Origin of the sequence: Sorangium sp. So ce693, from assembly GCF_051521375.1 — a bacterium.
Taxonomy (GTDB): domain Bacteria; phylum Myxococcota_A; class Polyangia; order Polyangiales; family Polyangiaceae; genus Sorangium; species Sorangium atrum.
This window is the reverse complement of sequence record NZ_CP150347.1, coordinates 10,751,568-10,776,739: the sequence shown is the minus strand read 5'-3', so window position 1 is coordinate 10,776,739 and position 25,172 is coordinate 10,751,568. Positions and strand designations below refer to the sequence as shown.

Here is a 25,172-nt window from a genome sequence, read left to right as displayed (position 1 = left end):
CGAACGCGCAGGCGCCCGGAAGAGCGTCGCGCCGGGCGCATACCCAGTCATCGTCATCTCTCGTGGAGGATACTGCCATGCAATATCAGCTGAACATCGCCATCGACGACAACGCTCTCACGACCATCTACAGCAGCGGACTGGCCGTGACGCTGGTCAAGAGCGTCGTCGCGAACCCGCTCGCCTCGGGCAATTTGCCGATCGCCTGGGTCCAGTTCCAGCCGCTCGAGTCGAACCTCGTGACCTGGATCGAGAACTACTACGCCTACGCGAGCACCACGATAGCGAAGTCGGGCGCCACGATCGCGATGACCTCGCGGGCGCCCGCGCCGCTCCAGACCGGCTGGACATACACCTTCTCGACCGCCCAGTTCACCGGGACCCCCGGCGGCGCGAGCGGCACCTACACCGTCGATAACCAGATGCCTGGCAACTTCACCTTCGGCTTGGCCCAGCAGGCCACCGTCAACAACGTGCAGACGCTCGCCCCGCTCAACACCCAGTCGGTGCCCTACAACATGAGCGCCACCTTCACGCCGCAGGAGGAGATCTCCATCTTCCTCGCGTCCTGCGTGGACAACGGCGCCGTCATCAGCCAGGTCGCCGACAACGCCCTGACGGTCACGCTGACCAGCCAGAACCCGACCGCGAACATCGGGTTCAATGACACGGACAACTCCTTCTATCTGGTCGGCTCGCAGCTCGTCTCTCCTTACGGCTACGCGCGGAGCATCGGCGCGGGCGCGAGCCGGCTGGCGCAGCTCGGGCGACAGGGGTGACGGCGGCGGACCGCGCTTGAGCGGTCCCCGGGCGATGTCGGTGTGCCGGCCGCGCCGCGGGGAGGAGTGGCCCATGACCCAGTACCAGATCGACATCAGCATCGATTCGGCAGGGCTCCAGGCCATTTACGGCGCAGGCCAGCGCGTTGCGGTGGTGAAGGGGGTCGCGTCGCTGGTCGACGCGGCCCGGCTCGCGGCGCTCCCGCCCGTGACAGTCGGGTGGCTGGTCTTCCAGCCACTCCAGACCAACCGGATCACCTGGACCGAGAGCTACGCTGTGTACGCCTCGTCTTCGGCGCTACCTCCCGGCGCGGTCATCGACGTGGGCGCGTGGAGCCCCGCGGCAGAGCCCGGGTGGATTTACACCCTCGAGGACGGGCAGATCTCGGCGGCGGCAGGCGGCGTGGCCGACGCCTTCACCGCTGTAAACCAGATGAGGAACGGCTTCTGCTTCGGCCTCCTCCAGGAGGCGGTCGTGAACGGGGCGCCGGTCTGCACGCCGGAGAGCGCCCTGCCGGTCCTCTACAACGAATCTGCCGTCCTCGCGCCGAGCGCGTCCGCCTGGATCTTCCTGACCTCGGCCGCGTCGGGCGGGACCGTCCTGTGCAGGGTCCCGGACACGGCGCTTTCGTTGACCCTGACGAGCCAGAGCCCGACGGCCACCGTGGGTTTCAATGACAAGGACAACACTTTCTACGTGAGTGAGTAAAGCGAGGGACCAATGACCAATCTCCAGCTACAGAACCTCATCATCAACGACGCCGCGCGTATCGTGGCGGCCATCACCACAGGAGCAGGGTGGGAGGTGTGGATGCAGGTGGAGCTCACCATGCAGCTGCGGGCGAACCAGGTCCAGGCGGCGCGCGAGGTGCCTTATCCTCCCCCGAACCAGGCGCTGGTGCTCGACATCCTGGCCCAGGACGCCCTTGGCATCTACGCCATCGAGCTGAAGGTGGAGAGCGCCAACAACGCCGGCGCGGCGATCATGGGGGGTATCGATGCGGACCTCTCGAAGATCGCCAGGTACATCCCCAACCCCGGCACCCGCTGGGTGGTGGGGCTGGGCTACAGCGACGCCGCGCTGAACGCGATGCAGCTCTTCGCGGCGAACCCGCACAATAACGCGATCTTCGCCATCGGCGGCGGGATCGGCGTGCTCGTCGCCACCGTCTGACGCCGCGTACATGGACGCCACCGCCGCGGCGTGCCCACGTTGCATCGGTGGCTTGAGCAGGCCGTGACCGCGGCCGGCGCAGAGGAAGCGCTGACGTAGATCGCGACGCGTCGCGGCCGCTTCCTTTCACGTCCACAGAGATGACGCTCATGGCCTTGTCCAAGGGCAGCCTGATGGCGAGCGACAGGTCCGATCGGGTCCACGACGCCTGACACGCGCTCGATCGCCGCGGCCGCCGCGGCGGGGATGCCCCCGCCGGTCAGCACCTCGGTCACGAACGGCTCGGTGGTCGTCTCGAGGGAGACCCAGGAGCCGCCGCGCAGCGCGGCGTCGGACGGCGGACCCCACGGGGAACGCTCAGCTCGGGTATATTCCCCGCGCGCCCGGCGCGGGGCGGACCCTCGTGAAAGAGAAGATTTCTCCAACCCTCTCGCAGGCGATCCTGCGCCCCGGCGGCGTGGAGACGCAGTCGCGGGCGGGCGACGTCCTGCCGCCGTCGAGCTTCGGCCCGGAGAGCCCCGGCCCGTCGAGCTTCCACCCGCCGAGCCGGTTCGACGAGTACCGGCTCCTCCAGAAGCTCGGCAGCGGCGGCATGGGCGATGTCTACCTCGCGCACGACACGCTGCTCGACCGCATGGTCGCGGTGAAGTTCATCCGCGCAGCGACCGCGGACGCCGAGGTGCGCGCGCGGCTGCTCGCCGAGGCGCGCGCGGCCGCCCGCATCCACCACCCCAACGTCGTCGCCGTCTTCCGCGTGGGCGAGCTCCGGGGGCGGCTGTTCGTCGTCTCGGAGTTCGTCCGCGGCCAGAGCCTCGACCGCGTCGACGTGCCGATGCCCTCGCGCCGCGTGCTCGATCTCGGGGCGGGCCTTGCGCGGGGCCTCGCTGCCGCCCACCGCCGGGGCGTGCTGCACCTCGACATCAAGCCGGCCAACGCGGTGCTCACCGCGGAGGGCGAGGCGAAGCTCCTCGACTTCGGCCTCGCCAAGCTCCTCGAGCCCGCCGTGCGGCCCGACCCGCGCGGGGCGCGATCCGACATCCCTGGAGGGCGATCCGACATCCCTGGAGCGCGATTTGACGTTCCTGGAGGGCGATCCGACATCCCTGGAGGGCGATCGGACATGCCCGGGGCCCGATCCGACAGTCCCGGGGGGCGATCGGACATGCCCGGGGCCCGATCCGACAGCCCCGGAGGGCGATCCGACTCGCTCGGCGCGGATGCGCTCTCTGGCGGCGAGGCCCTGCGAGGGGCGCAGGGCGATACGGACGCGGCGATCGCACCAAGCGACGAGCCGCTCGAGGGCGAGTTCCGCGAGGCGGCCGAGATGGCGGCGCGGCTGCTCGACGCGACGACGAGCGTCGGCGGCGGCACGCCCCACTACCTGCCGCCCGAGCTGTGGCGCGACGAGCTCGCGACGCGCCGCTCCGATGTGTACTCGCTCGGCGCGCTGCTCTTCGAGCTCTGCGCCGGCGTCCCGCCGCACCACGACGTGCCGATGGGCGAGCTCCCGCTCGTCGTCCAGAGCGATGCGCCCCGGCCCCTCGCCGCCCTCGCGCCCGGCGTCGACCCGCGGCTCGCGGCCGTCATCGAGCGGTGCCTCGAGATCGACCCGGCCGACCGCTTCGCCTCGGGCGACGAGCTGCGCGACGCGCTCGAACAGCTGCTCGCCAGGAGCCGCCACGCCTCCGTCGCCCCGGAGGGCAACCCCTACCGCGGGCTCCTCGTCTTCGATCTCGAGCACCGCGCCGTGTTCTACGGGCGTAGCTCCGAGACGGGGACGATCCTCGACCGGCTCCGCTCCGAGCCGATGATCGTCGTGGCCGGCGACTCGGGCTCGGGCAAGTCCTCGCTCTGCCGGGCCGGCGTGCTCTCGCTCGTGCTCGAGGGCGCCCTCGGCGGCGGGCGCGCCTTCCAGACCGCCATGATGGTGCCGGGCCGGCACCCGCTCGCCGCGCTGGCCGCCGCGCTCGAGCCGGTCCTCGGCGCCCCCGCCGAGCGCATCGCCGAGGCCGTGCGCGCCGCGCCGGGCTCCCTCGCCCGGGACCTGCGCGCGCGGCTCGGAGAGCGCGGCGGGCTCGTGCTGTTCATCGACCAGATGGAGGAGCTCGCGACGCTGAGCAGCCCGGGCGAGGCGGCGCTCGTCGGCGAGGTGCTCAGCGCCTTCGCGGCGCGCTCGCCCTCCCTGCGCCTGCTCGCCACGGTGCGCGGCGACTTCCTCGCGCGCGTCGCCGGCATCTCCGGCCTGGGCGACGACATCGAGCGCGCGCTCTACCTGCTCCGCCCGATGTCGGCGGACAAGCTCCGCGAGGCCATCACCGGGCCGGCGCGGGCCAAGGGCGTCGCGTTCGAGTCCGACGCGGTCGTCGACGCGCTCGTCGAGTCCACCGCGCGCGCCGAGGGCGGGCTGCCGCTCCTCCAGTTCGCGCTCGCCGAGCTCTGGGACGCCCGCGCCGCGCCCGACGCGCCGCTCAGCAGCGCCGATCTCGCGCAGATCGGCGGGGTCGAGGGGGCGCTCGCCCGCCACGCCGATCGCGTGCTCGGCCGCATGCCGCCCGAGGTCCACGCGGCCGCGCGGCGGCTGCTCGGCGCGCTCATCACCCCGCAGGGCACGCGGGCGCGGCGCGCCGAGGGCGAGCTCGCGGAGAAGGGCGGCGACGGTGCGGCGCGGGCGGCGCTCGACGCGCTCGTGCAGGGCCGCCTCCTGTTCGCCCGCGAAGGCGAGCAGGGGACGGTCTACGAGATCGCCCACGAGGCCCTGATCCACGGCTGGGGGACGCTGCGCCACTGGCTCGAGGAGCAGCGCGAGCAGCGCGCGACGCGCCAGCGCCTCGAGGCCTCGGCCGCCGAGTGGGAGCGGCTCGGCCGGCGCCGCGACGCGCTCTTCAGCGCGCGCCAGCTCAAGGAGGCGAGGGGCCTCGACCCGGCCGACCTGCCGCCGCGCGAGGCGGCGTTCCTGAGGGCGTCGCGGCGCGCCGTCCTGACGCAGCGCGCGGTCCGGTGGGCCCTCGTCGTGGGCGTCCCGCTCGTCGCCGTGATGCTCTATGGCACGCTGGAGCTCAGGGCGGCGCGCCAGCTCGCCGCGCGGGCGGACAGGAAGATCCACGAGGCCGCGCTCACCTCGTCCGCCGCGGCGATCGAGCGCGCCGAGGCCGATGCGCTCCGCACGGAGGCGCTCTCCGCGTTCGATCGCCGGCTCCGTGACGAGGGAGAGGCGCTCTGGGAGCGCGCGCAGCGGCGCGCCGCCGAGGTCGAGCGGCTGCAGCTGCAGGTGAGCCAGAAGCTGGAGGCGGCGCTCACGCTCGACGGCGCCCGCAACGACGCGCGCGCGCGGCTCGGCGACGTGCTCTACGAGCGCGCGCTCGCCGCGGACGCGCGCGGCCACGCCTCGCTGCGCGACGAGCTGCTCCAGCGCATGACGACGTACGATCCCGACGGCGAGCGCCGGCAGCGGTGGAACGCGCCCGCGGAGGTCGCCATCGAGACCGATCCCCCCGGCGCGGACATCACGCTGGAGCGGTACGAGAGCGACGCGGAGGGGCGCCGGCAGCTGGTCGGACAGCGCCTCCTCGGGACGACGCCCTTCGCGAGCATCGCGCTCGCGCAGGGCTCCTACCTCCTCACCTGCGAGGCGCGGAATCGCACCATCGTGCGTTATCCGTTCCTGGTCCAACGCGGAGAGTCATTGAAGCTCTCCATCCCGCTGCCGCACGCCGGGGACGTTCCTCCCGGGTACATCTACATCCCGCCGGGTCGGTTCCTCTTCGGCGCCGCCCTCGACGACATGTACCGGTGGGCGTTCCTCTCCACCGTTCCTCTCCACGAGATCCGCACAGGCGCGTACCTCATCGCGCGGCACGAGACGACGTTCCAGGAGTGGCTCGACCACATCCAGGCGCTCCCGAAGGAGTCCCGCGGCAGCTCGTCCATCCAGGCGGGCAATGGCGCCATGACTGGCGCCCTGGGGCTGCGCCGCCTGCCAAACGGTGTGTGGCAGCTCACGATCCAGCCCACGGTGCAGGCGTATACGGCGCGGGCAGGGGAGCCGCTCGTGTATCCATCGCGGGCGGTCCGCGCGCAGCAGGACTGGCTTCGTTTCCCCGTCACGGGCATCTCCTTCGCTCAGGCCACCGAGTATGCCGCGTGGCTCCACAGGACAGGCCGCGTCCGCGGAGCCCGCCTCTGCACCGACTACGAGTGGGAGCGCGCGGCGCGGGGCGCCGACAGCCGCATCTTCCCGCACGGGGACAGGCTGTCTCCCGGCGACGCCAACTTCGATGAGACCTACGGCAAGGAGAGCTCCACGATGGGGCCGGATGAGGTGGGCTCGCACCCCGCCTCACGTAGTCCGTTCGGGGTCGATGATATGGCGGGAAACGTGCTGGAGTGGGCCATCTCTTCGATCGAGACCGACAAAGTGCTGTTGCGAGGTGGTGCTTATATCTATGATCAAACCTCGGTCCGAAGTGACAACCGGACCGTCGTTGATGGCACCTTCCTCGACCCGGTGATCGGGCTCCGCATCTGTGCCTCGTTCCCTCCACCACCGTGAAGGCGACGAGGCCCGCGGCGCTCGGACCGCCGCGGGGTTCATCGCTCGCGTGATCGGGGCTCGACCGCCGGAGGGAAGACCGTCGATGCGCAAGGCGTCACGGCTTTAGCGGCAGCGTTCGGAGGCGATCATGTTGAAGCGAGGGTTCCTGGCAGGGTCGATGGTCTTGCTCCTGTCGGTCGGCGCCGGCTGCGTCGCGGAGATCGACGGCGGCGAGGACGAGGAAGCGTTGGCGGAGAGCTCGTTCGCGATGAGCAGGCTCAACGGCATGAACCTGAACGGGGTCCGCTTCAACGGGGTTCGGTTCAACGGGGTCCGCTTCAACGGGGTTCGGTTCAACGGGGTCTCGCTGGACGCGACGACGCTGGTCGGGACGCGCGAGGGCGACGGCGCGCCGGTCGCCGGGGCCGACTTCATCGGCGCGGACATCGAGGCGGTCCTGGACGATGGGTCGTCGGTCGCCGTCCGCATCACGAACGTCGTCGAGCGCGACGGTATCCTCTACTACACGGTGAAGCACAACGCCGGCCCCGGGGTCTGGGTGAACATCTGCGGCGAGGGCCTCGACGCGATCCCGGTGAAGGGGACGTGGGACGCGGTGACGGGGGCTCACTCGGACGACGGGGGCATGTTCACGTTCGCCTGTCAGGGCGCGGCGATCGGGAAGTGCGCCGAGTGGGGCTACAGGGAATGGGAGGCCGAGGCGGAGTGCGCTGCGAGCGGCTGCGAGGACAGGGATCTCTCGTACTTCCATCAAGCGTGCATCCGCATGGTGCGCGCGGACTACTGCGGCGACGGCGTGCCGCACACGCAGACCGGGACGGCGATCGACGTCTGGGATGCGCTCGGCATCCAGACCGAGACGGTGGGCTCTGGCATGAGCCTCGAGGCCGAGTGGACGGCGGACGGCGCCGCCTGCGTCAAGCACACCCGGTGGAAGGGCCCCGGCGGCAGCAATCCGGATCGCGACTACATCCTGGCGCATTGCCCGGAGCGGTGGGCCGGGGACGATCCGAGCTGCGGCGGGATCGGCTCGACCTTCCACAAGGAAAACGGCTTCACGACGCCGCTCGGCCAGCGGCGCCTCCTGCGGAACGCGTCGTTCACGACCAACGTGAGCCCCCAGTAGGCGGCGCCGTCGCGCAGGTCCGGGCGCGGTCACGCCCGCGCCCGGGCCGGGGAGTGCCGGAGTGTGTCAGCGCTGCGGCGCGACGATCGAGGGGAGGTGTGCCGCGCTTCCCGCAGAGACCGCTGGTTCCCACGCGATCGAGCTGCGACCGGCGGTGGTACATGGCTTGCGATAGAGGCCCGCACAAGCCGCCCTGTTCCAGGCTCCTCGTAGCGCTCATGAGGCAGCAGGCATGGGCTGGAGGTGCACGCCATGCTGCTCGACAGATCCTTTCGACGAACGCTCATCGCCCGTTTCCTCCTGAGCGCCGGCCCCTCGACGGCCGCTGCCCTCTTCGTCGCAGCTGCGGGCTGCGGGGAGCCCGAAGCCGAGCCCGCCGACATCCGGTGCTTCGAGTGGCACGAGGACCTCGGAGCGTGCCTGGACCGCCGGCAGGCGTGGGAGGAGTTCGAGAGCATCTACTGGCACTGCGAAGACAGGGTCGTGTCGGTGGAGAGCGACGGAGAGCTGCGCGACGGCGCGTGCTGCTACGAGGTGAAAGCCGAGGATCTGAGCGATACCTGCCCCATGGAGGGCCGGCCGTTCACGCTCGAGGGGCACCGGGTGACCGCGGCGCCGCGGGAGGCGGAGGCCGGATGGCTCGGGCGTGCGACGGCGAGCGGCGCGGGGGGGCAGCAGCCTTCGCTGGCGGAGCTGACGGACGAGGAGCGGGAGACGCTCGCCGGCGGCTGGCTCCGGAGCGCGCTCGAGGAGCACGCGTCGGTGGCGTCGTTCGCGCGCTTCGCGCTGGATCTCATGACGCACGGAGCGCCGTCGTCGCTCGTCGAGGCCGCCCACATCGCCGCGCTCGACGAGGTCGGCCACGCCCGCCTCGGGTTCTCGCTCGCGGCCGCCTACCGGGGCGCCCCCGTCGGACCATCGGCGTTCCCCATGCCGCCGGCGGTGCCGATCGCCGCGGATCTCGTGGCGCTGGCGCGCGCCGCCGCGGAGGAGGGCTGCGTTGGCGAGACCGTGGCCGCGGTGATCGCGGCGGAGAAGCGCGCCCGCGCCGAGGATTCTGCGGTGCGGGCGGCGCTCGAGGTGATCGCGGAGGACGAGTCCCGGCACGCCGAGTTCGCCTGGCTGACGGTGGCGTGGGCGATCGGGGCCGGCGGCGAGCCGGTCCGCCGCGCCGTGGCCGAGGTGTTCGAGGCCGTCGCGGCGTCGCTGCAGCGTCCGCCCCCGCCGGGGGCCGAGCCGGGCGGCGGCCGCGCCGCGGCGCTCGCGGCGCACGGCCACCTCGGCGGGGCCGACGTGCGCGCGCTGCAGGGCGCCGCGCTCGCCCAGGTGGTGCTGCCGTGCGCGCGCGCGCTGGGGCTCTGGGAGCGCAGCGCTGCCCGGAGCACCGGGCGAGTCGAGGAGAGATACCGCCAGGACGCCTGAAGGCGCAGAGAGGTGTCTTCTCGGGAGACGCCGAGAGAGGCCTCGTGTCCTTCGTGGCGAGGCGCAGGGGGCGATTCGCTCGCTCGCGCGCCGCGCGACAAGGCCGGCACCGCCAGGCGAGCAATACCCTCACGTCCTGACCGAAAGCTAAGGTACCACCCGATGCGCAGTCCACGCTATACATGCGCTGGCCATGCGCTGGACACCTGGGAAACGCAGTGCGAACCTCCGAGACCTCCGCGGCGCATCCGGCGGAGCGAAGCTCGGTGTCGGCGGGACGGTGATCCTGCTCGTGCTCTCGCTGGTCTTCGGCAAGGATCTCCTGTCGGGGCTCGGTCAGGGGGCCGCGACCCCCGGCGCGCAGAGCGGGCGCGCGAGCTCGCCCGAGGAGGAGCGGCTCGTCGACTTCGTCTCCTTCGTCCTCGATGACACCGAGGCCGTGTGGACGCAGGTGTTCAGCAAGATGGGGCAGCGCTACCCGGCGCCCCAGCTGACGGTGTTCACCGACTCCGTGAGGTCGGGCTGCGGTATCGGCGAGGCGGCGATGGGCCCGTTCTACTGTCCGGCGGATCGGACGGCGTACATCGACCTCGGCTTCTACCGCGAGCTCAAGGCGCGGTTCGGCGCGCCAGGCGACTTCGCCCAGGCCTACGTGCTCGCCCACGAGATCGGCCACCACGTGCAGAACGTGCTCGGGACCGAGCGCCGCCTGCGCCAGCTGCAGGCCGCGCGCCCGGGCGAGAAGAACGCGCTCTCCGTGAAGATGGAGCTCCAGGCGGACTGCTTCGCCGGCGTGTGGGCCCACTCCACGGCGAAGCGCGACCTGCTCGAGGCGGGCGACGTCGAGGAGGCCCTCCGGGCCGCGTCCGCGATCGGCGACGACCGGCTGCAGAAGGCCGCGACCGGCAGGGTCAACCCGGAGACGTGGACGCACGGCTCGTCGGCGCAGCGGGTGACCTGGTTCAAGCGCGGCATGCAGGGCGGCCGCGTCGAGGACTGCGACACGTTCGCGGAGGGCACGCCCTGAACAGGCGGCGGTGTACGCTGCTCGCCCGCCGATGGTCTCGCCGCACGGTGCCCCTCGCTCCACGTCGCAAGGTCGCATTCGCCCTCGTGCGCGTCCCCTTCACCTTCGTGCGCTCCATTTCTCTCGGGGCTCTGCCCCAGCCCCGGAGGCGCCGTGAGCTCGCGCGAGGCGCCTGACTCCTGGACCTCCGCGCCGCGGTCGATCCTGGAGGTCATCGAGGACAGCCTCCCTCAGATCGAGGTGCGCCTGCGCCCGCGCGCCATCGCCACGGTCGTCGCGCGCGTCACGGCCGACCTGGGCGACGAGGAGTACCCGAGGCCCGCGCTGCTCGCAGCGCTCGCCCGGTGCGCGGACGGCGCGGCCGCCGAGGTCGATCGGCTGCGCAGCGCCGAGTCCGCGCTCGTGCTCGCCTACCAGTCGGCCGCCACCCCCGCCGAGCGGCGCGAGCTCCTCGCCCGGCAGCTCCGCGTCTGGGCGCGAGAGCGCAAGCAGAGCGAGAGGAGCGGCGCCGCCTCCCTGCTCGGCTGGGCCGTGGCGCGCGTCGAGCAGGCCGGCGATCTCTCGGCGCTCGGCCGCAACCTCGACCTCGAGGCGGCCCAGGAGCGCTTCGCCACCGCCATCGCCGACCGGCTCGACGAGATCGAGGTCGCCTACCACGCCCTCACCCACCTCGCGCAGCACCTCGACGACCCGTCCGACGCGCTGCACGTGGCCCGCGACGGCGGCGTCCTCCGGCTCGCCGTGGCGCACGCCGAGCCGAGCCGCCCCGCGCCCGTCCGCCGGGCCGCGCTGCTCGCCGCCGTCGCCCTCCTGCACCGCCTCCCGGCGCGCGAGCGGCTCGGCCACCTCGGGCTCGACGCGGCCCGCTCCGTGCTCGCGTGGTCGCGCGGGGTCAACGCGTCCCGCTGGGTGCAGATCGCCGCCCTCGAGATCGGCGTCCTCCTGTTCCCCGACGAGGCGTTCTCCCTGCTGGCCGAGCGCCTGCGCGCGCGGGACGCCGCCGACAAGGACGGCCCCATCCTCCGCCGCAACGCCCTGCGCCTGCTCGGCGCGGCGGCGCGCCCGTCCGCCCCGGTGATCCCGCTCGATCGCGCGGCGCGCCTCGCCGGCGCGGCGCTGGACCCACGCCGCTGGAGCGGCGCGCAGGCCAGCCGCGCCAGCCGCGCCAGCCGGTCGAGCATCGCGCCGGAGACCGCCGCGGCCTCCGGAGGCGCCCGCGAGGGCGCCGAGCCGCCCGACGCGCCCGCGCCCGACTCGGCGCCCCGGCTCAGCGCCGATCCCGCGGCCGGCGCGCCGCCTGCCCGCATGGCGCCCGCGAGCGTGGACCCGCTCGCCATCGCGCTGCTCGCCCGCGACGACCCGAGCGAGCACGTCCGCCAGGAGCTCGTGCGCCAGCTCGTCGAGCTCGGCGGCGCCGACGCCCTCACGGCGCTCGTCGAGCTCGCCGAGGGCGACGGGTCGCCTCGCGTCCGCGGGTACGCGCTGCGGGAGCTCTCGCGGCACGCGACCGACCACGCGGACGCCGCCCCGTTCGCCGAGCGCGCCGTCCGCTTCGCCCTCGCGAAGCCCGGCCCGCCGCTCGCGTCCCGCGCGGCCCTCGAGGCGGTGCGCACGCTCTGCGCCGGGCCCTATGCCCCGCTGCCTCCGGGGACGTTCGTCGAGCTGCTCGCCGAGTTCGCGAGCCGCCCGGCGATCTCGCCGGACCTGTCGGACGAGGCCGCCGCCGCGCTGCGGCTGCTCGAGGTCGAGAGCCGCCCGGTCGCCGAGCACATCCGCCAGACGCTCCTCGCCGCGGCGTCGGAGCTCCTGGAAGGCGAGAGCGCGCCGGTCGAGCTCCCGGCCGACGCCGAGACCAGGGACGTCGAGCGCGCGCTCGCGGTCGCGTCGCGCGGCGACATGACGTACACGCTGCGGCGCCGCGGCCGGGGACGGTACCTGCTCACGCGCGGCGAGCCGCGCGGCTTCCGCCTCTGGCGGCTCGTCCACGAGATGCGCACGCCGATGCCGGACAAGCGCAAGGGGTGGATCCACACGAGCGGCCGCCTGTTCGCGGGCGAGCTCGTCGCGCCGCCGGTCGGCATGGCGGAGGTCACGCCGACGCGCGTGCCGGGCGAGCGCCACGTCTACCCGCCCGTCGGCGGCTGGGGGCCGTTCGTCCCGCGCATCGACGACCTGCTCGCCGCCGCCAGCCTGACCCAGCGCGAGATCCGCCTCATCACGGCGCGCGGCACGGTCACGGTGCGCGGCCCGGCCAAGCTCGCGCACCGGCTGCGCGCCCGCGCCCTGCTCACGCTGCGCTACGACCGCTACGCCCAGGCCCGCATGCGCGCGCTCGTGGCGCAGGAGCCGGCCGAGCAGAAGAAGTTCACGCTGATGACGGGCGAGCTCGGCTTCACGGTCGCGCTCGGCGACACCGGGGGCGAGGTCGAGGGGCGCCCGTACGCGATCGAGCCGCACCTGCCGGTCAAGTACCTCGCGGTCGCGCTGCCGCCTGTGCTCCAGAGCGGCCGCGACTGGCTCGCCGGCCCGTCGGTGCCCGTCTGGATCGACGGCTTCTTCTCGTACCTCGTCTCTCCGGCGGGCAACGTCCCGACGCAGCTCGCGTGGATCGTGTTCCTCGTCCTCGCGTACATGGTGCTGCGGGCCGCGTGGATCGCGGCGCAGATCGAGCGCGCCCGCCGGGGCATCCCGCTCACGATCGGCGGCTGGGGGACGCGCGGCAAGAGCGGCTCGGAGCGGCTCAAGGCCGCGCTGTTCCACGCGCTCCGCTACGACGTCGTCGTGAAGACGACCGGCTGCGAGGCGATGTTCATCCACGCCATGCGCGACCTGCCGGCGCAGGAGATCTTCATCTACCGCCCGTACGACAAGGCGACGATCTGGGAGCAGCGGAACATCCTCACGGCCGGGCGGAACCTCCGCGCCCAGGTGTTCCTGTGGGAGTGCATGGCGCTCCAGCCGCTCTTCGTGGACACGCTCTGCTCCGAGTGGATGCGCGACGAGATCACGACGCTGACGAACGCCTACCCGGATCACGAGGACATCCAGGGCCCCGGGGGCGAGGACGTCGCCCGGGTGATCGCGCGCTTCATGCCCACGGACGGGCTGTCGTTCACGACGGAGGAGCAGATGCTCCCGCTGCTCAAGGACCAGGCGCAGCGGAAGGGGACGAACCTCGTCGCGATCCCGCCGATCGACGCGGACCTCCTGCCGGTCGACCTCCTGGATCGGCTCCCGTACCAGGAGCACCCGCGCAACGTGGCGCTGGTGCTGGCGCTCGCGGACCATTTCGGCGTCGATCGCGAGTTCGCGCTGGTCGAGATCGCGGATCACGTGATCCTCGATCTCGGCGTCCTGAAGACGTACCCGACGGTGCAGTACCGGGGGCGGAAGCTGACGTTCTCGAACGGGATGAGCGCGAACGAGCGCGCCGGGTTCATGTCGAACTGGACGCGGCTCGCGTTCGACAAGCACGACATGGACGCGACGCCCGGCAAGGCGACGGTGATGGTGGTGAACAACCGCGCGGACCGGGTCGCGCGGTCGCGCGTGTTCGCGCAGATCATCGTGGAGGACATCGGGGTCGATCACGTGGTGCTGATCAACTCGAACCTCGGCGGGATGATGCAGTTCATCACCGAGGGGCTCGACGCGCGGCTCCGGGACATGGTGATCACGGGCGACGGGGGCAAGGAGCGCGCGCTCGAGCGCTTCGACGAGCAGATGAAGAAGCTGGGCGTCCCGGCGCGGGCGGGCGCCTTCGAGGAGGATCTCACCCGGATGCTGCGCGCGCTGCCGGCGATCGACGAGGCGGCGGCGGCGGCGATCGTGGGCGGCCCCGCGGTGGCGGGGAAGAAGGGGGAGCCCGAGGCGATCGAGGCGGCGGTGAAGCAGGCCCTGGAGGCGCACGCGCCGCCGGCGGGGGAGGACGACATCCGCCCGGACATCATCCACCACGCGGCGCGGCTGTCGCGCCGCCTCGCCCGCCGCGACAAGGCGCGCGCGGAGGTGGAGGCGGCGCTGTCGCGGGGCGCGGACGCCGAGGCCAACCAGGCGTTCCGGGTGGCGTTCCGCGAGCTGTGCCTCGAGCGCATCGCGGTCCTGTGGAACGCCGACGCGAAGGGGGACAAGGTGATCGACTTCATCACGCGCGAGATCCCGCCGGGGTTCGACGCGCGGCTGATGGGGTCGCAGAACATCAAGGGGACCGGGCTCGACTTCGTCTACCGGTGGCTCTCGATGGATCGCGTGAGGACCGCGATCGAGCGGATGCAGAGCAACGCGTCGGCGCGGCGCGAGGTGCTGACGTTCTTCCTGTCGTACTCGGACTTCGGCCTGATCGATCTGCGCGAGGCGCTCGCCGCGACGCGCGCGGCGAAGGAGCAGGGCGGCGCCGGGTGGGCGGAGCACGCGAACCTGATCGACGGGGCGATCCGCAGGCTCGAGGCGCTCGACAAGGAGAAGACGGCGGCGCTCGTGGTGACGGGCAAGACGGGGGTCGGGACGAAGGTGCTGCTCCGGATAGAGCAGTTCGTCGATCACATGGACTCGGTGCGCCGGACGCGGTGGGCGAAGATCGTGATGGACGATCTGTTCGCGATGCGCATCGGCCACGGCCAGGCCGCGCTGCTGCTGCGGGAGATCGTGGGGCGGCAGAAGGGCGGCTGGCTGGCGAAGGATCTCGCCAAGTGGGTGGAGAAGCGCAGGGCGTGGCTGGAGAGCCGCCGGAAGAAGCAGCCGAAGAAGGCCGAGCCGGCCGCGCCGCCGGGGGCGGCGGCGGAGCCGGGGTGACGGGGTGGAAGCGGGCAGCCGGGGAGGGGAGCGCTGCTGCCGTCGGCGGGGGCAAGCGTGCTATCCTCGCAAGCCGTGATGGCTGGCGCCGCCGTTGCTCGGGACAGCTCGGACAGCCTCAGCGATGAGGCGTGGCTGGAGCTCGCCGAGGACGAGCCGGGCGAGCTCGTCGATGGCGTGCTCGTGGAGGAAGAGGTGCCGGATTGGATCCACGAGACCGCCGTCATGTGGCTCATCCGGGTGCTCGGCGCGTGGGCGGCGGCCCGCGGCGGCTTCGTGGCCGGCTCGGAGCTCAAGTACCTCCTTCGCAAGGGCAGCGGGCGCAAGCCGGACGTCTCCATGGTGCTGCCCGGGCAGAGGCCCCCGCCGCGGCGCGGGCCCATGCGGCGCCCGCCGGACGTGATGATCGAGGCGGTCTCGCCGCGGCCGCGCGATGTCCACCGCGATCGCATCGAGAAGCTGCGCGAGTATGCGGCGTTCGGCGTGCGCTGGTACTGGCTGCTCGATCCGGCGACGAGGATGCTGGAGATCTACGAGCTCGGGCCGGACGGGCGCTACGTGTGGGCGCAGGCAGCCGCGGGCGGGCGCATCGAGGCGGTGCCGGCCTGCGACGGGCTGGTGGTCGACCTGGACGAGCTCTGGGGCGAGCTCGACCGTCTGGGGGATGAGGAGCCGGCCGAGTAACCTTCTCCGGCTCAGCCACCGGCCGGGTCATTCCACGAAATAGAGCGACAAACGGGTTGAAACTGCCCGAAATGCACAGAATTTCGAACCACCAAGACGCCATAAGACGCCAAGATATTTGTTTTATTTTATGGCGTCTTGGCGTCTTATGGCGTCTTGGCGGTTCATTTCTCGCTTGAACAACGTGATGGTTGTTCAAGGGACGAGTTCAGGCGGAATACCGACTCGACGGGCAGCCAGCGCTGAACAATGCGGTCTTTGCCGTCGTCTGGTGGCAGGCCGAGCAGCTGCCACGCAGCGCGCGGAAAAGGTCAGCTGCCGGTCTCGATGCGGGAGAGGATCCCCTCCAGCGCCTCGACAGCCCGCATCGGAAGCCGCACCGAAACGGCGGCGGAGACCGCGGTGAGCGCCGGGTTGATCTCGATGGTCGGAACCCCGGAGTGCGCGGCCTCCAGGACCGGCCTCGTGATGTAGGGGAACAGGCTCGACGTCCCGATCGAGACGACCACGTCGAACCCCTGCGCGAGCTCCCGCCGGAGGATCTCGACCTTCTCCAGGGGGAGCATCTCCCCGAAGAGGACGACATCGGGCCTGAGCACGGCGGCGCACGCCGGGCAGCGCGGGCACGGGGCGAGCTCCGCGTAATCATCGACGTGCGCCTCATAAGGGCAGCGCGTGCAGAGGATGCGGTGGAGATCTCCGTGGATGTCGATGACGTTCGTGGAGCCGGCGCCACGGTGGAACCCGTCGACGTTCTGGGTGAGCACCCAGCAGCGCTCGAGGCGGCGCTCGAACCGGGCGATCGCCGCGTGCGCGGCGTTGAGCCGCGCGCCGCGGCACGCGCGCTCGATCTGGTGGACGTACTTCCACGTGACCTCCGGGCGCCGCTGGAACATCTCGCCCGAGAGCGCCTCCTCGATGGCGAGCCCCTCGTCGGTCGCCTTCTCGCTGTAGAGCCCTCCGATCCCGCGGTAGGTGGGGATGCCAGAGGCCGCGGAGACCCCCGCGCCGGTGATGAAGAGGGCTGAGCGGGCGGAAGCCAGGAGCGCGCTTGCTCGTTCGATCGACATCGAGCGCGCAGTCTACCCGCGTCGCCCGGGCTCGCGCCTGCGGATTGGCCAGGGGCGCGAGCAAGAACCAAGAACTGCGCGAGCGCGGGCGCCGGGCCGGCCACGGTCGGCCGCGGCCCCGGCCTCCGGGCCCCTGGCCCGGTGCGCTGGCCGCGCCCGCGTTCGCCGCGGCCCCGGCCAGCCCGGGCGCGCCTACAGGCTCTTCCCGTCGAATTTCATGGTCTTGAGCGCGTCGATATCGACGTCGTCCAGGCAGCGGACGTTGATGGCGCACATCTCCTGTCCGTTGGGACCGACTCCCCGCGCGAACGACTCGACGCCGCAGACCGAGCAGAACACATGGTGAATGACCTTCTTGTTGAACTGGTAGTCCGTGAGAACGTCGCCACCCTCCTTGAGCGTGAGCTGGTCCACCGGCGCGAAGGCCAGCATCGCGCCCAGCTTCGAACAGCGCGAGCAGTTGCACATGACCACGGGATTGCTCAGGTCCACCTTGACCTCATAGCGAACCTTCCCGCAGTGACAGCCACCTGTATAGGTCTTGATCTCCGTCATGCGCGCATGGTGCCACAAGGAGCTGGCTGCGTGACGCAAAAATGCGATGTGTCGTGGAGGGCTACACCTCTACACCTGGGCAAAAGACGTTCCGCGCCGAGGCATCGCAGCGGCAGGGCGCCGGCGCCGGCCTCGGCCGCGCTGCATTGCATCCTGTCGGAAACTTTTCTCGACTCAGGCGGTCTAACGACGCCGCTCCCCGGCGAGGGGCTGTGCCCCGCCTACTGCTCCTCGTAGTTCCACGTCAGCCCGCCATCGACGAAGTACGTCGAGCCGGTCACGTAATCGGCGTCCGCCGAGGCGAGGAACACGGCGAGCCCGGCCACGTCCTCTGGCTTACCCAGGCGGCCGAGCGGGATCTGGTCGAGCAGCGCGCTCAGCTTGTCGCGATCCTTGAGCAGCGCGGCGTTGATCGCCGTCTCGATCGCGCCCGGCGCGATGGCATTCACGGTGATCCCCGTGCCGCGCAGCTCCACGGCGAGCGTGCGCGTGAGCATGCGGACGCCGCCCTTGCTGGCGCAGTACGACGCGAAGTGGGGAAACGGAAGATCCTCATGAACCGAGCTGATGTTGATGATCTTGCCGGGGCGCCCCGACTCGCGCAGGTGACGGACCATCGCCTGGCTCCCGAAGAACACCGCTTTGAGGTTGGTGTTCATGACGTCATCGTAGTCCTCCTCGGTCACCTCCCAGAACGGCGCCCGCTTCTCCAGCCCGGCATTGTTGACAAGCACGTCCAGCCGGCCGAAGCGCGCGACGGCCTCCTGGATGAGCCCTTGCACGCTCTGGACGGAGGCGACGTCGACGGCGAACAGATGACCTCGCCTCCCAGCGGCCTCGACCTCGGCGAGGGCTTCCTCGGCGCCCTCCTTGCTCTTGTGGTACGTGAGCGCCACGTCGGCGCCTTCCCGGGCGAACCGGACAGCGATGCTGCGGCCGATGCCCCGGCTGCTCCCTGTGACCAGCGCGATCTTGCCTTGCAGTCTCATGGGGACCTCCTGTCTTCACGAGCATTGTGCCCGCCGCGCCCCGCGGGGATCGCCAGGAGATAGAATACCGCGCATGCGCATCGCCTCCCTGCTGCCGTCCGCGACCGAGATCGTCTGCGCGCTGGGCGCGCAGAGCGAGCTCGTCGGTGTCTCTCACGAGTGCGACTTCCCCGAGGGGCTGACCGGCCTCCCGGTGCTCACGCGCCCGCGGCTCAGGCCGGCGCGCTCTAGCCGGGAGATCGACGCCGCGGTCCGCGACGTCCTCCGGGACGCGCTCGCGGTCTATGACATCGATCTGGACGCCCTCCGCGAGGCGCGGCCGGACGTGATCGTGACGCAGGACCTCTGCGACGTCTGCGCGGTGTCGTTCGACGACGTCCGCGCGGCCGTCGCGCGCCTTGCGCGGCAGGACGTGCGCATCATCAACCTGCACCCGACGCGGCTCGACGACATCTGGGCCGACGTTCGCCGCGTCGCCGAGGGGATCGGCCGCGCGGCAGGCGGCGCGGCGCTCGTCGACCGGCTGCGCGCGCGCGTCGCCGCCACCGCCGCGCGCGCGGCCGCGGCGCCGGGCAGGCCGCGCGTGCTGGCGGTCGAGTGGATCGATCCTGTCATGATCGGCGGCACGTGGATGCCGGAGCTCATCGCCCTTGGAGGCGCGGAACCCCTCGTGACGCGACCCGGTGAGCACGCGCCAACGCTCTCGCCGGCCGCTCTCGCCGCGCTCGATCCCGACGTGGTGATGATCAAGCCGTGCGGCTTCACCCTCGAGCGCACGCTCGATGAGCTCGACCTCCTCCCCCGCATGCTGCCCTGGGCGACGTATCGGGCCGTGGCGCAAGGCCGCGTGTACGTCGCCGACGGCAACGCCTTCTTCAATCGCCCTGGTCCCCGCATCGTGGAGTCGCTCGAGATCCTCGCGGCCTGCGCTCACCCGGCCGTGTTCGCCGACGCGCGCCGCGCGCACGCCCAATCGGTGGTGCGGATCGACGCGGAGCTCCGGCGGCATGCGTTCGAAGACGACTGACCCCGGCTCCCAGCGTTTGCGGCTGTTCTATCGTGGGGCCCGGCCGGCCGCCTTGGACGCCGGCGGGCGTGCCGCCTGCCGCGCCGAGTCGAGCTCCTTGCGGAGCGCCGCGAGCTCGCGCTCGAGGGCGGCGATCTGCTTCTGCTGCATCTGGATCGCTGCCACGGCCATGCTCGTGTATCCGTACAGGTCGACGTGATCGCCGTCGCTCGCGACCGCCGGGCTCGCCGGATTGTCGTCGATGATGAACCCGAGATGCTCGCGGCCGTGCCCGCCCTCGTGGTTGTAACGCCAGGTCGCGAGCGGCGTAGCGACGAGCTCGTCGCGCACGCGCGCGAGCTCGGTCTCCGGCAGGTACCGGATATCGTGTTTGTACCGGGCGCGGGATCTGGGGCAACCTCCCGGACGCTGCGTCGGATCGTCGCTGGTGCAGAGCAGCTGCGCGTTGCAGTCGTTCGCGGGATCGCACGTCGCGTCCGGTGCGGCGCACGGGGCCCCCTCCTTCTCGTCGGTGCATGGCTTCACCCCGTCGCGCGGCCGGTGCCCGCTGCATACCGGATCGCCGCATGTGAGATACCACCTCAGCTCCTCCGCCCCGCCGCCGGTGCCAGCGCCTGCGCCGCCGGTGCCACCACCCGCGCCGCCGCTGCCGGCGTCCGCGCTGCCGCTGCCAGCACCCGCGCCGCCGGTGCCCGCGCTCGCGCCGCCGGTGCCTGCGCTCGCTCCGCCGCTTCCGCTATCCCCTCCGCCGGAATTGCAGCCTGCCCCTGCCGCGAACGCGAGCGCGCAGAGGAGCGCCATCGTCCCTGTACCGTGAATGCGCATGAGAGACCTCCTTGGAACGACTGTCCCCGACCCACCAGGGGAGGATGTCGAACAAGGGCAGGACGCGGCAAGAACCGTGCGCTGTCGGCCGTTCCCGCTTTTGCAACGCGGGGGCTCGCCTCCGTGGCCGACGGAGGCGCGCGCCCGGCTCACCCGCCGCGGAGCCGCTCGCCGCGCTCGCGCGAAGCTCAGACTCAGTGTTTGCCGAGGCGCCTCACCTCTTGCCCTGCGAGCAGCGCGTGCGCCTCCGCCAGCACCTCGGGGATGCGGTGCCGCTGCGGCGCGCCCGCGAGGGCCTGCGCGAGATCGAGCTCCCGCACGCGATCGGCGCGGTTCCCCGGGAACCAGTGGCCGCCGCCGCCGAGGAGGTTGTACCGCATCTTGCCGTAGGCCGTCATGTCGAGCGCGCGGGCGAAGTTGTACAGCCGCAGGATCTCGCGGATGTTGACGTGCCCGGGGACGGCTTCCCAGTCGGGGAGGCCGACGTGCCATGTCTCGAGCCACGCCCGGCCGAGCACCCGCTCCAGCTCTTCGTCGATCCGGCGCAGGATCGGCGCCAGCGCGGCCTGCGCGGCGCCCTCGCCGTCGAGCAGCGGCAAGGCCTTCATGTGCTCGTCGAAGTCGGCCGGGCGCGCCGCCCCGACGCTGATCGTGTGGACCTCGGGACGAGCGAGGCAGAAGAGGTCATTGAACACGATCGGCGAGAGCGGGTCGCAGAGCCGCACGAGCTTGTCGCTCGGCTCGTACAGCCTGCCTCCCTTGTCGGTGGGGCTGATGATGAAGACCCCCATGTCCTGCTCGGCCGCAGCCTGGATGGCCGGCCAGGCGAGCTGATTCACGTAGTACCAGTGCAGGTTGACGTAATCGCATCGGCCGTCCTGCACCATCGCGGTGATCACGCGCGGCGCCGCGTGCGTCGAGAACCCCACCGCGCGCACGCGGCCTTGCCGCTTCAGCTCGAGCGCAGCGTCCAGGCAGCCACCTTTGCGCAGCGACCACGAGAGGCGCGTCTCGTCGTTCACGCCGTGGAGCGCGAACAGGTCGACGTGATCGAGCCGGAGGAGCTTCATCGACCGCTCGAACGTCGCAAGGAACTCCGCTGGATCCGCCTCGGGGCTGACCTTCGTCTGGACGATGATCCGCTCGCGCGGCAGCGTCGGCAGGATCTTCCCGAGCTGCTCCTCGCTCGTGCCGTACCCTCGCGCGGTCTCGATATGATTGATTCCAAGCTCGATCGCCCGCTCGATGCACGCCTCGATGTTGCGCTGGCTCGCGGGCGAGATGGGGTCCTTGTCGTTCCAGGATTGCTGGTACCGCATCCCTCCGCACGAGAGGACAGGCATCTTGATCTCGGTGCGACCGAAGCGGCGGTAGAGCATGCGTGTCGACCTCAGGCTCGGAAGGAAGGCTTACCCTAGGGTGCCACCCTTCCGCAGGCGCCGCAACGCGAGGAGGGCGAACGGCGAGACGAGCGTGAGCAGGCGCCACGGAGACCCGCCGCCGGGGGCGCCGGCGTCGACGGCGCAACCGCCGCTGTCCGCTCCACCCTCGTCCGGCGCGCCGCCGCCCGCGGAGCCCGCGGAGGCAACGGCGCTTCCGGCGCTGCCGGTGCTCCCGGCCGTGCCGCCGCCGGTCCCGCTGCTGCTGCTGCTGCTGCTGCACGTGCCGCTCGGGCAGCCCTCGCCGGGCGCGCAGAGGCCTGGGTCCTCGTCGACCTCGCCGTCGCAGTCGTCGTCGAGCGCGTTGCACACCTCGGCGGTCGGTTCGCCGGGCGTGCACGACCCGGGGGTGCACGCGCTCGCTTCCCGCGCGCACATCCCGACGCCGCACACCTCGCGCACGCCCTCGTCGATCCGACCATCGCAGTCGTCGTCGGCGAGATTGCATATCTCGGGCGCGTCCGGGTGGACGTCGGGGGATCTGTCGTTGCAGTCGTTGGAGCTCGGCGCGTACCCCTCGGGGGGGCACTTCGCCGTGACGGTCGCGCCGAAGAACGAGCCGTAGCCGTCGCCGTCGGCGTCTTCATACTGCGTCGTGACCGCGAGCTCCTCGTCGATCTCTCCGTCGCAGTCGTCGTCGATCTCGTTGCACGCCTCTTCCTGACCGGGATGGATGTTGACGCTGTAGTCGTCGCAATCGCCGCCGCGGTCGGCGTGATCGGCCGGCCGGGTGCAATCGACCCTGGGTGCGCTGGAGTCGCCGTATCCGTCGGCGTCGCGATCGAGGTAATACGTCGTCCCGGTGCATCCGTAGGCAAACGCTGTGTCGGCGGACGAAGCGCCGTCTCCGCGCGGGCTGTTGTCGCCGTTGGCAGCGAGGGCCCACACCTTGACGACGACCCCGCCCGGCGCGCCCGGCGCGATCCACTGCGCGTCGAAGCGGACGACCCCGCCGCTCGCTCGCTTCGGCGCGTCGTGGACGAGCTGGTGCTCGTCGATGAGCTTGGTGCCTTGACCGTTGATGGGGGAGAACCGGCCTGTTTCGGTGAGGAGATAGACGCCCCCGGCGTTGATGTTGGCAGACCGGATCTGCACCTGCAGAGTCACCGCCTCGCCGGCCCCCGGGTTCTTGGGGCTATAGTCGATGGTGATATCCGGCACCGCGCCGCCGGTGTGGCAGCCGTTGCACCCCTCCACCGCCATCCCGGAGCGGCGGGCGTGGGCCTGCGACGCAGCCAGCGTGGTCAAGAGGGCCAAGCTCACCGAGAGGACCGGTGAAATAAGCGATGTACTTCGCATGCGCCTCGCCGCGCAGCTCAGGCCCGCGAGCTCCGCGCGCTCCGCTGCGACGCTCAGGGATAGCTGCCCTCGCCGGGTGCGACAAGTGCATATGCACGGAGTGTAAACTTGCGCCGTGAGCATCCAGAGACGCTGTTTTCGACGTTTCTTGCACGGCGTGTGTCGCGAAGTGGATTGCCGCTCGCTGCAGCGCGTTATCCGAATCCGAACCGAACGTGCTGCGGCCTTGTCACATCGCAGACGACACCGTGGTACTTGAGGAGCCCTTCGTCGAGCGTCACCACGGTCGCATCCGCGCGGCGGGCGGCCCACAGATACACGAGGTCGGTCGCGTTGGCGAAGGGCCTGCGGCCGCGCATGCGCCTCGTCAGCTGGGCGAGGAACTCCGTGATGGCGCCCGCGTCCTCGGGCGTGACAAGCTCGATCGCGAGGCCTCCCAGCGGGCTCGTGGCCGCGGGCGCGGCCCGCCGCGACACCGCGAGCCGTTGCTCGGCGACGTACACCTCGAGCCATAGCTCGGGCGGCGCGAGCACGCGCGCCGCGCCCGCGGCCACGGCGGCGCGGGCGCGCTCGAGAAAGGCGAGCGCGTCCGCGTGCCCGGGCTCTGCGGGCTTCATCGAGGCGATGGCGACGGAGCTATCGAGAACGATCCGCATGACGCCTCATCGGTATGGACGCACCCCCGCACCGCTCCAGATCTGCCCGGCAGGCCGGTGGTTTGGTGACATCGAGACCCGGTATCCAGGACCGCGGCCAGATGGAAAGTCGACCGGCGGCGAGGGCCGAGGCCGCATGCCTGACGGCAGGACGATGGCACACGCTGGCACGGCGGGCTCGCTCGGCGGCCGAAACGACGTGTGTTCGCCCGGTACATGCCTTGCTTGTCGCCGTCCATGCGAAACTTCCTGCTTCGAATCCTGGTCGCGTCCCAGTGGGGCGCGAGCCTCGCGCTGGTGTCGGGCTGCGGCACGCATGTCGAGTCCGGCCCTAGCTCCAGCGCGCCTGAAGGCGCGGCGTCGGGGGTGAGCTCCAGCTCGAGCTCGACGGGAGGCGCGGCATCGGGGGTGAGCTCCAGCTCGAGCTCGACGGGAGGCGTGACATCGGGGGCCGGCGGAGGTGGCGAAGTCGATCCTCCCGACGCCTCGGCGCCGCTCGATCCCTATCCGGATCCGACCTGCGTTGGACCGTTCCACGATGGTGGCTATTACGGCCAGTGCTGTTACGAGGTGCACTGCACGGCGCCGGTCGGCGGCGCCTGCCCTGCGGCCACCGAGGCTGCGCCGCACCTCGACGACCTGCCGCCCGGCTCGGGGACATGCACGTGCAGCGCCGAGGGAGAGGGCGCGGCCGGGTGGATCCAGGGCCCCTACGCGAACCGAACCGCGTCGGATCCGGCGAGCTGCTGCTACCTCGTCGGTTCCATCTCCTGTGAAGGGCGCCCTCTCCTCGTCCGCGGCGAGCCCCGCGTCGCGCCGCTCGCGCACGCCCCGAGCGCGTGGTCGCAGACCGACGTGCGGCGCTTCGAGCGCGCGCTCGCCGACACCGACCTGAGCGAGCTCGCGCCCGCGGAGCGCCGCGAGCTCGCCCGGCGCTGGGCCGAGCGCGGTCAGAACGAGCACGCCTCGGTCGCCTCCTTCGGCCGCTTCGCGCTCGCGCTGATGGCGCAGGGCGCCCCGCCCCAGCTGCTCGAAGCGGCGCACCGCGCGGCGCTCGACGAGGTGCGGCACGCGCGCCTCGCGCTCGCGATCGCGTCGGCGTACGCGGGGGAGCCGGTGGGCGTCGGCCCGCTGCCCCTGCACGGCGCGCTCGACGACCTCGGCTCGCTCGAGGCCCTCACCCTGGCGACCGTCGTGGAGGGCTGCGTCGGAGAGACCCTCTCGGCCATCGAGGCGGAGATCGCGGCGCAGGCGGCGCGGCCGCCGGCGGTGCGCATGGCGCTCCAGGCGATCGCGCGCGACGAGGCGCGCCACGCAGAGCTCGCCTGGGCGTTCGTCCGCTGGGCCGTCACGACGGGCGGCGCGCGCCTTCGAGAGCGCGTCGCCGGGGCCTTCTCGCGCGCGCTCGACCAGGTGGGCGCCGGAGCGCCGGGCATCGCAGACAGCGATCTCCCGCCCGCCCACGGGTTCCTCGCCGAAGGCGAGCTCCACCGGCTGCGGCAGCAGGCCGTGGCCGACGTGCTCCGCCCCGCCGCCGCCGCGCTCGTCGACGAGCGTGGTTCATCCGCCGGACGAGAGTTCAGCGGCGCTCGCGGGAACGCCGTGCTGCGCGGCGGCGCGACGTACCTGTCGACCTGAGCTCTCGCCGGGTAAACGCCGTTCTCGTGGGGGCCGCGCCGGGCCCGACCTCGCGGCCGCCGGCGCGCCGCCGAGACGGCGCGCCTGCGACGACCTGGATCATGGAGCGCAGTCAAGCC

18 protein-coding genes are annotated in these 25,172 nt (G+C 71.9%); 11 read left to right on the top strand and 7 right to left on the bottom strand.

Annotated features, from left to right (window positions below; translation table 11 throughout):
• Nucleotides 1-77: 77 nt before the first annotated feature.
• The 9 genes from WMF14_RS40170 to WMF14_RS40130 all read left to right on the top strand — a co-directional run bounded on the left by WMF14_RS40170 (nt 78) and on the right by WMF14_RS40130 (nt 15,555).
• Nucleotides 78-779, top strand: a complete 702-nt coding sequence (locus tag WMF14_RS40170) for a hypothetical protein (protein WP_437795184.1) — start codon at nt 78-80, stop codon at nt 777-779.
• Between the two features lie 73 nt (nt 780-852).
• A complete protein-coding gene (locus WMF14_RS40165; protein ID WP_437795181.1) occupies nt 853-1,488 on the top strand; it encodes a hypothetical protein in 636 nt (211 codons plus the stop codon).
• A 12-nt stretch (nt 1,489-1,500) separates the two neighbouring features.
• Nucleotides 1,501-1,953 (top strand): hypothetical protein, encoded by a 453-nt coding sequence (locus tag WMF14_RS40160; RefSeq protein ID WP_437795178.1) that lies wholly within the window; start codon nt 1,501-1,503, stop codon nt 1,951-1,953.
• A 403-nt stretch (nt 1,954-2,356) separates the two neighbouring features.
• A complete protein-coding gene (locus tag WMF14_RS40155; RefSeq protein ID WP_437795175.1) occupies nt 2,357-6,502 on the top strand; it encodes an nSTAND1 domain-containing NTPase in 4,146 nt (1,381 codons plus the stop codon).
• A gap of 130 nt (nt 6,503-6,632) precedes the next feature.
• Nucleotides 6,633-7,631, top strand: coding sequence for an ADYC domain-containing protein (locus WMF14_RS40150; RefSeq protein WP_437795174.1), 999 nt, complete (start codon nt 6,633-6,635; stop codon nt 7,629-7,631).
• Between the two features lie 252 nt (nt 7,632-7,883).
• A complete protein-coding gene (locus tag WMF14_RS40145; RefSeq protein WP_437795171.1) occupies nt 7,884-9,053 on the top strand; it encodes a hypothetical protein in 1,170 nt (389 codons plus the stop codon).
• A gap of 193 nt (nt 9,054-9,246) precedes the next feature.
• Nucleotides 9,247-10,080 carry a KPN_02809 family neutral zinc metallopeptidase gene (gene ypfJ / locus WMF14_RS40140; RefSeq protein ID WP_437795169.1) on the top strand — a complete coding sequence of 278 codons (834 nt, stop codon included), beginning with the start codon at nt 9,247-9,249 and terminating at the stop codon, nt 10,078-10,080.
• Nucleotides 10,081-10,233: 153 nt separating this feature from the next.
• Entirely contained in the window at nt 10,234-14,871 is a 4,638-nt protein-coding gene (locus WMF14_RS40135) for a capsule biosynthesis protein CapB (RefSeq protein ID WP_437795167.1), read from the top strand.
• Between the two features lie 78 nt (nt 14,872-14,949).
• A complete protein-coding gene (locus WMF14_RS40130; RefSeq protein WP_437795164.1) occupies nt 14,950-15,555 on the top strand; it encodes a Uma2 family endonuclease in 606 nt (201 codons plus the stop codon).
• 311 nt (nt 15,556-15,866) lie between these two features.
• Here WMF14_RS40130 and WMF14_RS40125 read toward each other — a convergent pair whose 3' ends face one another.
• The 3 genes from WMF14_RS40125 to WMF14_RS40115 form a co-directional block, all read right to left on the bottom strand.
• A complete protein-coding gene (locus WMF14_RS40125; protein WP_437795162.1) occupies nt 15,867-16,625 on the bottom strand; it encodes an NAD-dependent deacylase in 759 nt (252 codons plus the stop codon).
• Between the two features lie 192 nt (nt 16,626-16,817).
• Complete coding sequence (locus WMF14_RS40120) at nt 16,818-17,180, bottom strand: GFA family protein (RefSeq protein ID WP_437325245.1); 363 nt, start codon at nt 17,178-17,180, stop codon at nt 16,818-16,820.
• Nucleotides 17,181-17,401: 221 nt separating this feature from the next.
• Nucleotides 17,402-18,169, bottom strand: coding sequence for an SDR family NAD(P)-dependent oxidoreductase (locus WMF14_RS40115; protein ID WP_437795160.1), 768 nt, complete (start codon nt 18,167-18,169; stop codon nt 17,402-17,404).
• A 73-nt stretch (nt 18,170-18,242) separates the two neighbouring features.
• Here WMF14_RS40115 and WMF14_RS40110 point away from each other — a divergent pair, with 73 nt between their 5' ends.
• The gene (locus WMF14_RS40110; protein WP_437795158.1) at nt 18,243-19,196 is read left to right on the top strand and encodes an ABC transporter substrate-binding protein; all 954 of its coding nucleotides are present in this window, start codon (nt 18,243-18,245) and stop codon (nt 19,194-19,196) included.
• A gap of 27 nt (nt 19,197-19,223) precedes the next feature.
• Here WMF14_RS40110 and WMF14_RS40105 read toward each other — a convergent pair whose 3' ends face one another.
• From WMF14_RS40105 to WMF14_RS40090, 4 genes are all read right to left on the bottom strand, one after another.
• On the bottom strand, nt 19,224-20,021 hold the full coding sequence (locus WMF14_RS40105; protein WP_437795155.1) for a hypothetical protein: 798 nt from the start codon (nt 20,019-20,021) through the stop codon (nt 19,224-19,226).
• A gap of 194 nt (nt 20,022-20,215) precedes the next feature.
• The gene (locus tag WMF14_RS40100) at nt 20,216-21,400 is read right to left on the bottom strand and encodes an aldo/keto reductase (RefSeq protein ID WP_272102663.1); all 1,185 of its coding nucleotides are present in this window, start codon (nt 21,398-21,400) and stop codon (nt 20,216-20,218) included.
• A 30-nt stretch (nt 21,401-21,430) separates the two neighbouring features.
• On the bottom strand, nt 21,431-22,708 hold the full coding sequence (locus tag WMF14_RS40095; RefSeq protein WP_437795152.1) for a putative metal-binding motif-containing protein: 1,278 nt from the start codon (nt 22,706-22,708) through the stop codon (nt 21,431-21,433).
• 245 nt (nt 22,709-22,953) lie between these two features.
• Complete coding sequence (locus WMF14_RS40090; RefSeq protein ID WP_437795149.1) at nt 22,954-23,415, bottom strand: PIN domain-containing protein; 462 nt, start codon at nt 23,413-23,415, stop codon at nt 22,954-22,956.
• 237 nt (nt 23,416-23,652) lie between these two features.
• Here WMF14_RS40090 and WMF14_RS40085 point away from each other — a divergent pair, with 237 nt between their 5' ends.
• Nucleotides 23,653-25,053, top strand: a complete 1,401-nt coding sequence (locus WMF14_RS40085; protein WP_437795147.1) for a hypothetical protein — start codon at nt 23,653-23,655, stop codon at nt 25,051-25,053.
• The last annotated feature ends 119 nt before the right edge of the window (nt 25,054-25,172 follow it).

Excerpts from the sequence above, each read along its gene's own strand:
- WMF14_RS40170 (WP_437795184.1), top strand. The coding sequence starts at position 78 with ATGCAATATCAGCTGAACATCGCCATCGACGACAACGCTCTCACGACC.
- WMF14_RS40165 (WP_437795181.1), top strand. The coding sequence starts at position 853 with ATGACCCAGTACCAGATCGACATCAGCATCGATTCGGCAGGGCTCCAG.
- WMF14_RS40160 (WP_437795178.1), top strand. The coding sequence starts at position 1,501 with ATGACCAATCTCCAGCTACAGAACCTCATCATCAACGACGCCGCGCGT.
- WMF14_RS40150 (WP_437795174.1), top strand. The coding sequence starts at position 6,633 with ATGTTGAAGCGAGGGTTCCTGGCAGGGTCGATGGTCTTGCTCCTGTCG.
- WMF14_RS40145 (WP_437795171.1), top strand. The coding sequence starts at position 7,884 with ATGCTGCTCGACAGATCCTTTCGACGAACGCTCATCGCCCGTTTCCTC.
- ypfJ (WP_437795169.1), top strand. The coding sequence starts at position 9,247 with ATGCGCTGGACACCTGGGAAACGCAGTGCGAACCTCCGAGACCTCCGC.
- WMF14_RS40130 (WP_437795164.1), top strand. The coding sequence starts at position 14,950 with ATGGCTGGCGCCGCCGTTGCTCGGGACAGCTCGGACAGCCTCAGCGAT.
- WMF14_RS40125 (WP_437795162.1), bottom strand. The coding sequence starts at position 16,625 with ATGTCGATCGAACGAGCAAGCGCGCTCCTGGCTTCCGCCCGCTCAGCC.
- WMF14_RS40120 (WP_437325245.1), bottom strand. The coding sequence starts at position 17,180 with ATGACGGAGATCAAGACCTATACAGGTGGCTGTCACTGCGGGAAGGTT.
- WMF14_RS40115 (WP_437795160.1), bottom strand. The coding sequence starts at position 18,169 with ATGAGACTGCAAGGCAAGATCGCGCTGGTCACAGGGAGCAGCCGGGGC.
- WMF14_RS40110 (WP_437795158.1), top strand. The coding sequence starts at position 18,243 with ATGCGCATCGCCTCCCTGCTGCCGTCCGCGACCGAGATCGTCTGCGCG.
- WMF14_RS40105 (WP_437795155.1), bottom strand. The coding sequence starts at position 20,021 with ATGCGCATTCACGGTACAGGGACGATGGCGCTCCTCTGCGCGCTCGCG.
- WMF14_RS40100 (WP_272102663.1), bottom strand. The coding sequence starts at position 21,400 with ATGCTCTACCGCCGCTTCGGTCGCACCGAGATCAAGATGCCTGTCCTC.
- WMF14_RS40090 (WP_437795149.1), bottom strand. The coding sequence starts at position 23,415 with ATGCGGATCGTTCTCGATAGCTCCGTCGCCATCGCCTCGATGAAGCCC.
- WMF14_RS40085 (WP_437795147.1), top strand. The coding sequence starts at position 23,653 with ATGCGAAACTTCCTGCTTCGAATCCTGGTCGCGTCCCAGTGGGGCGCG.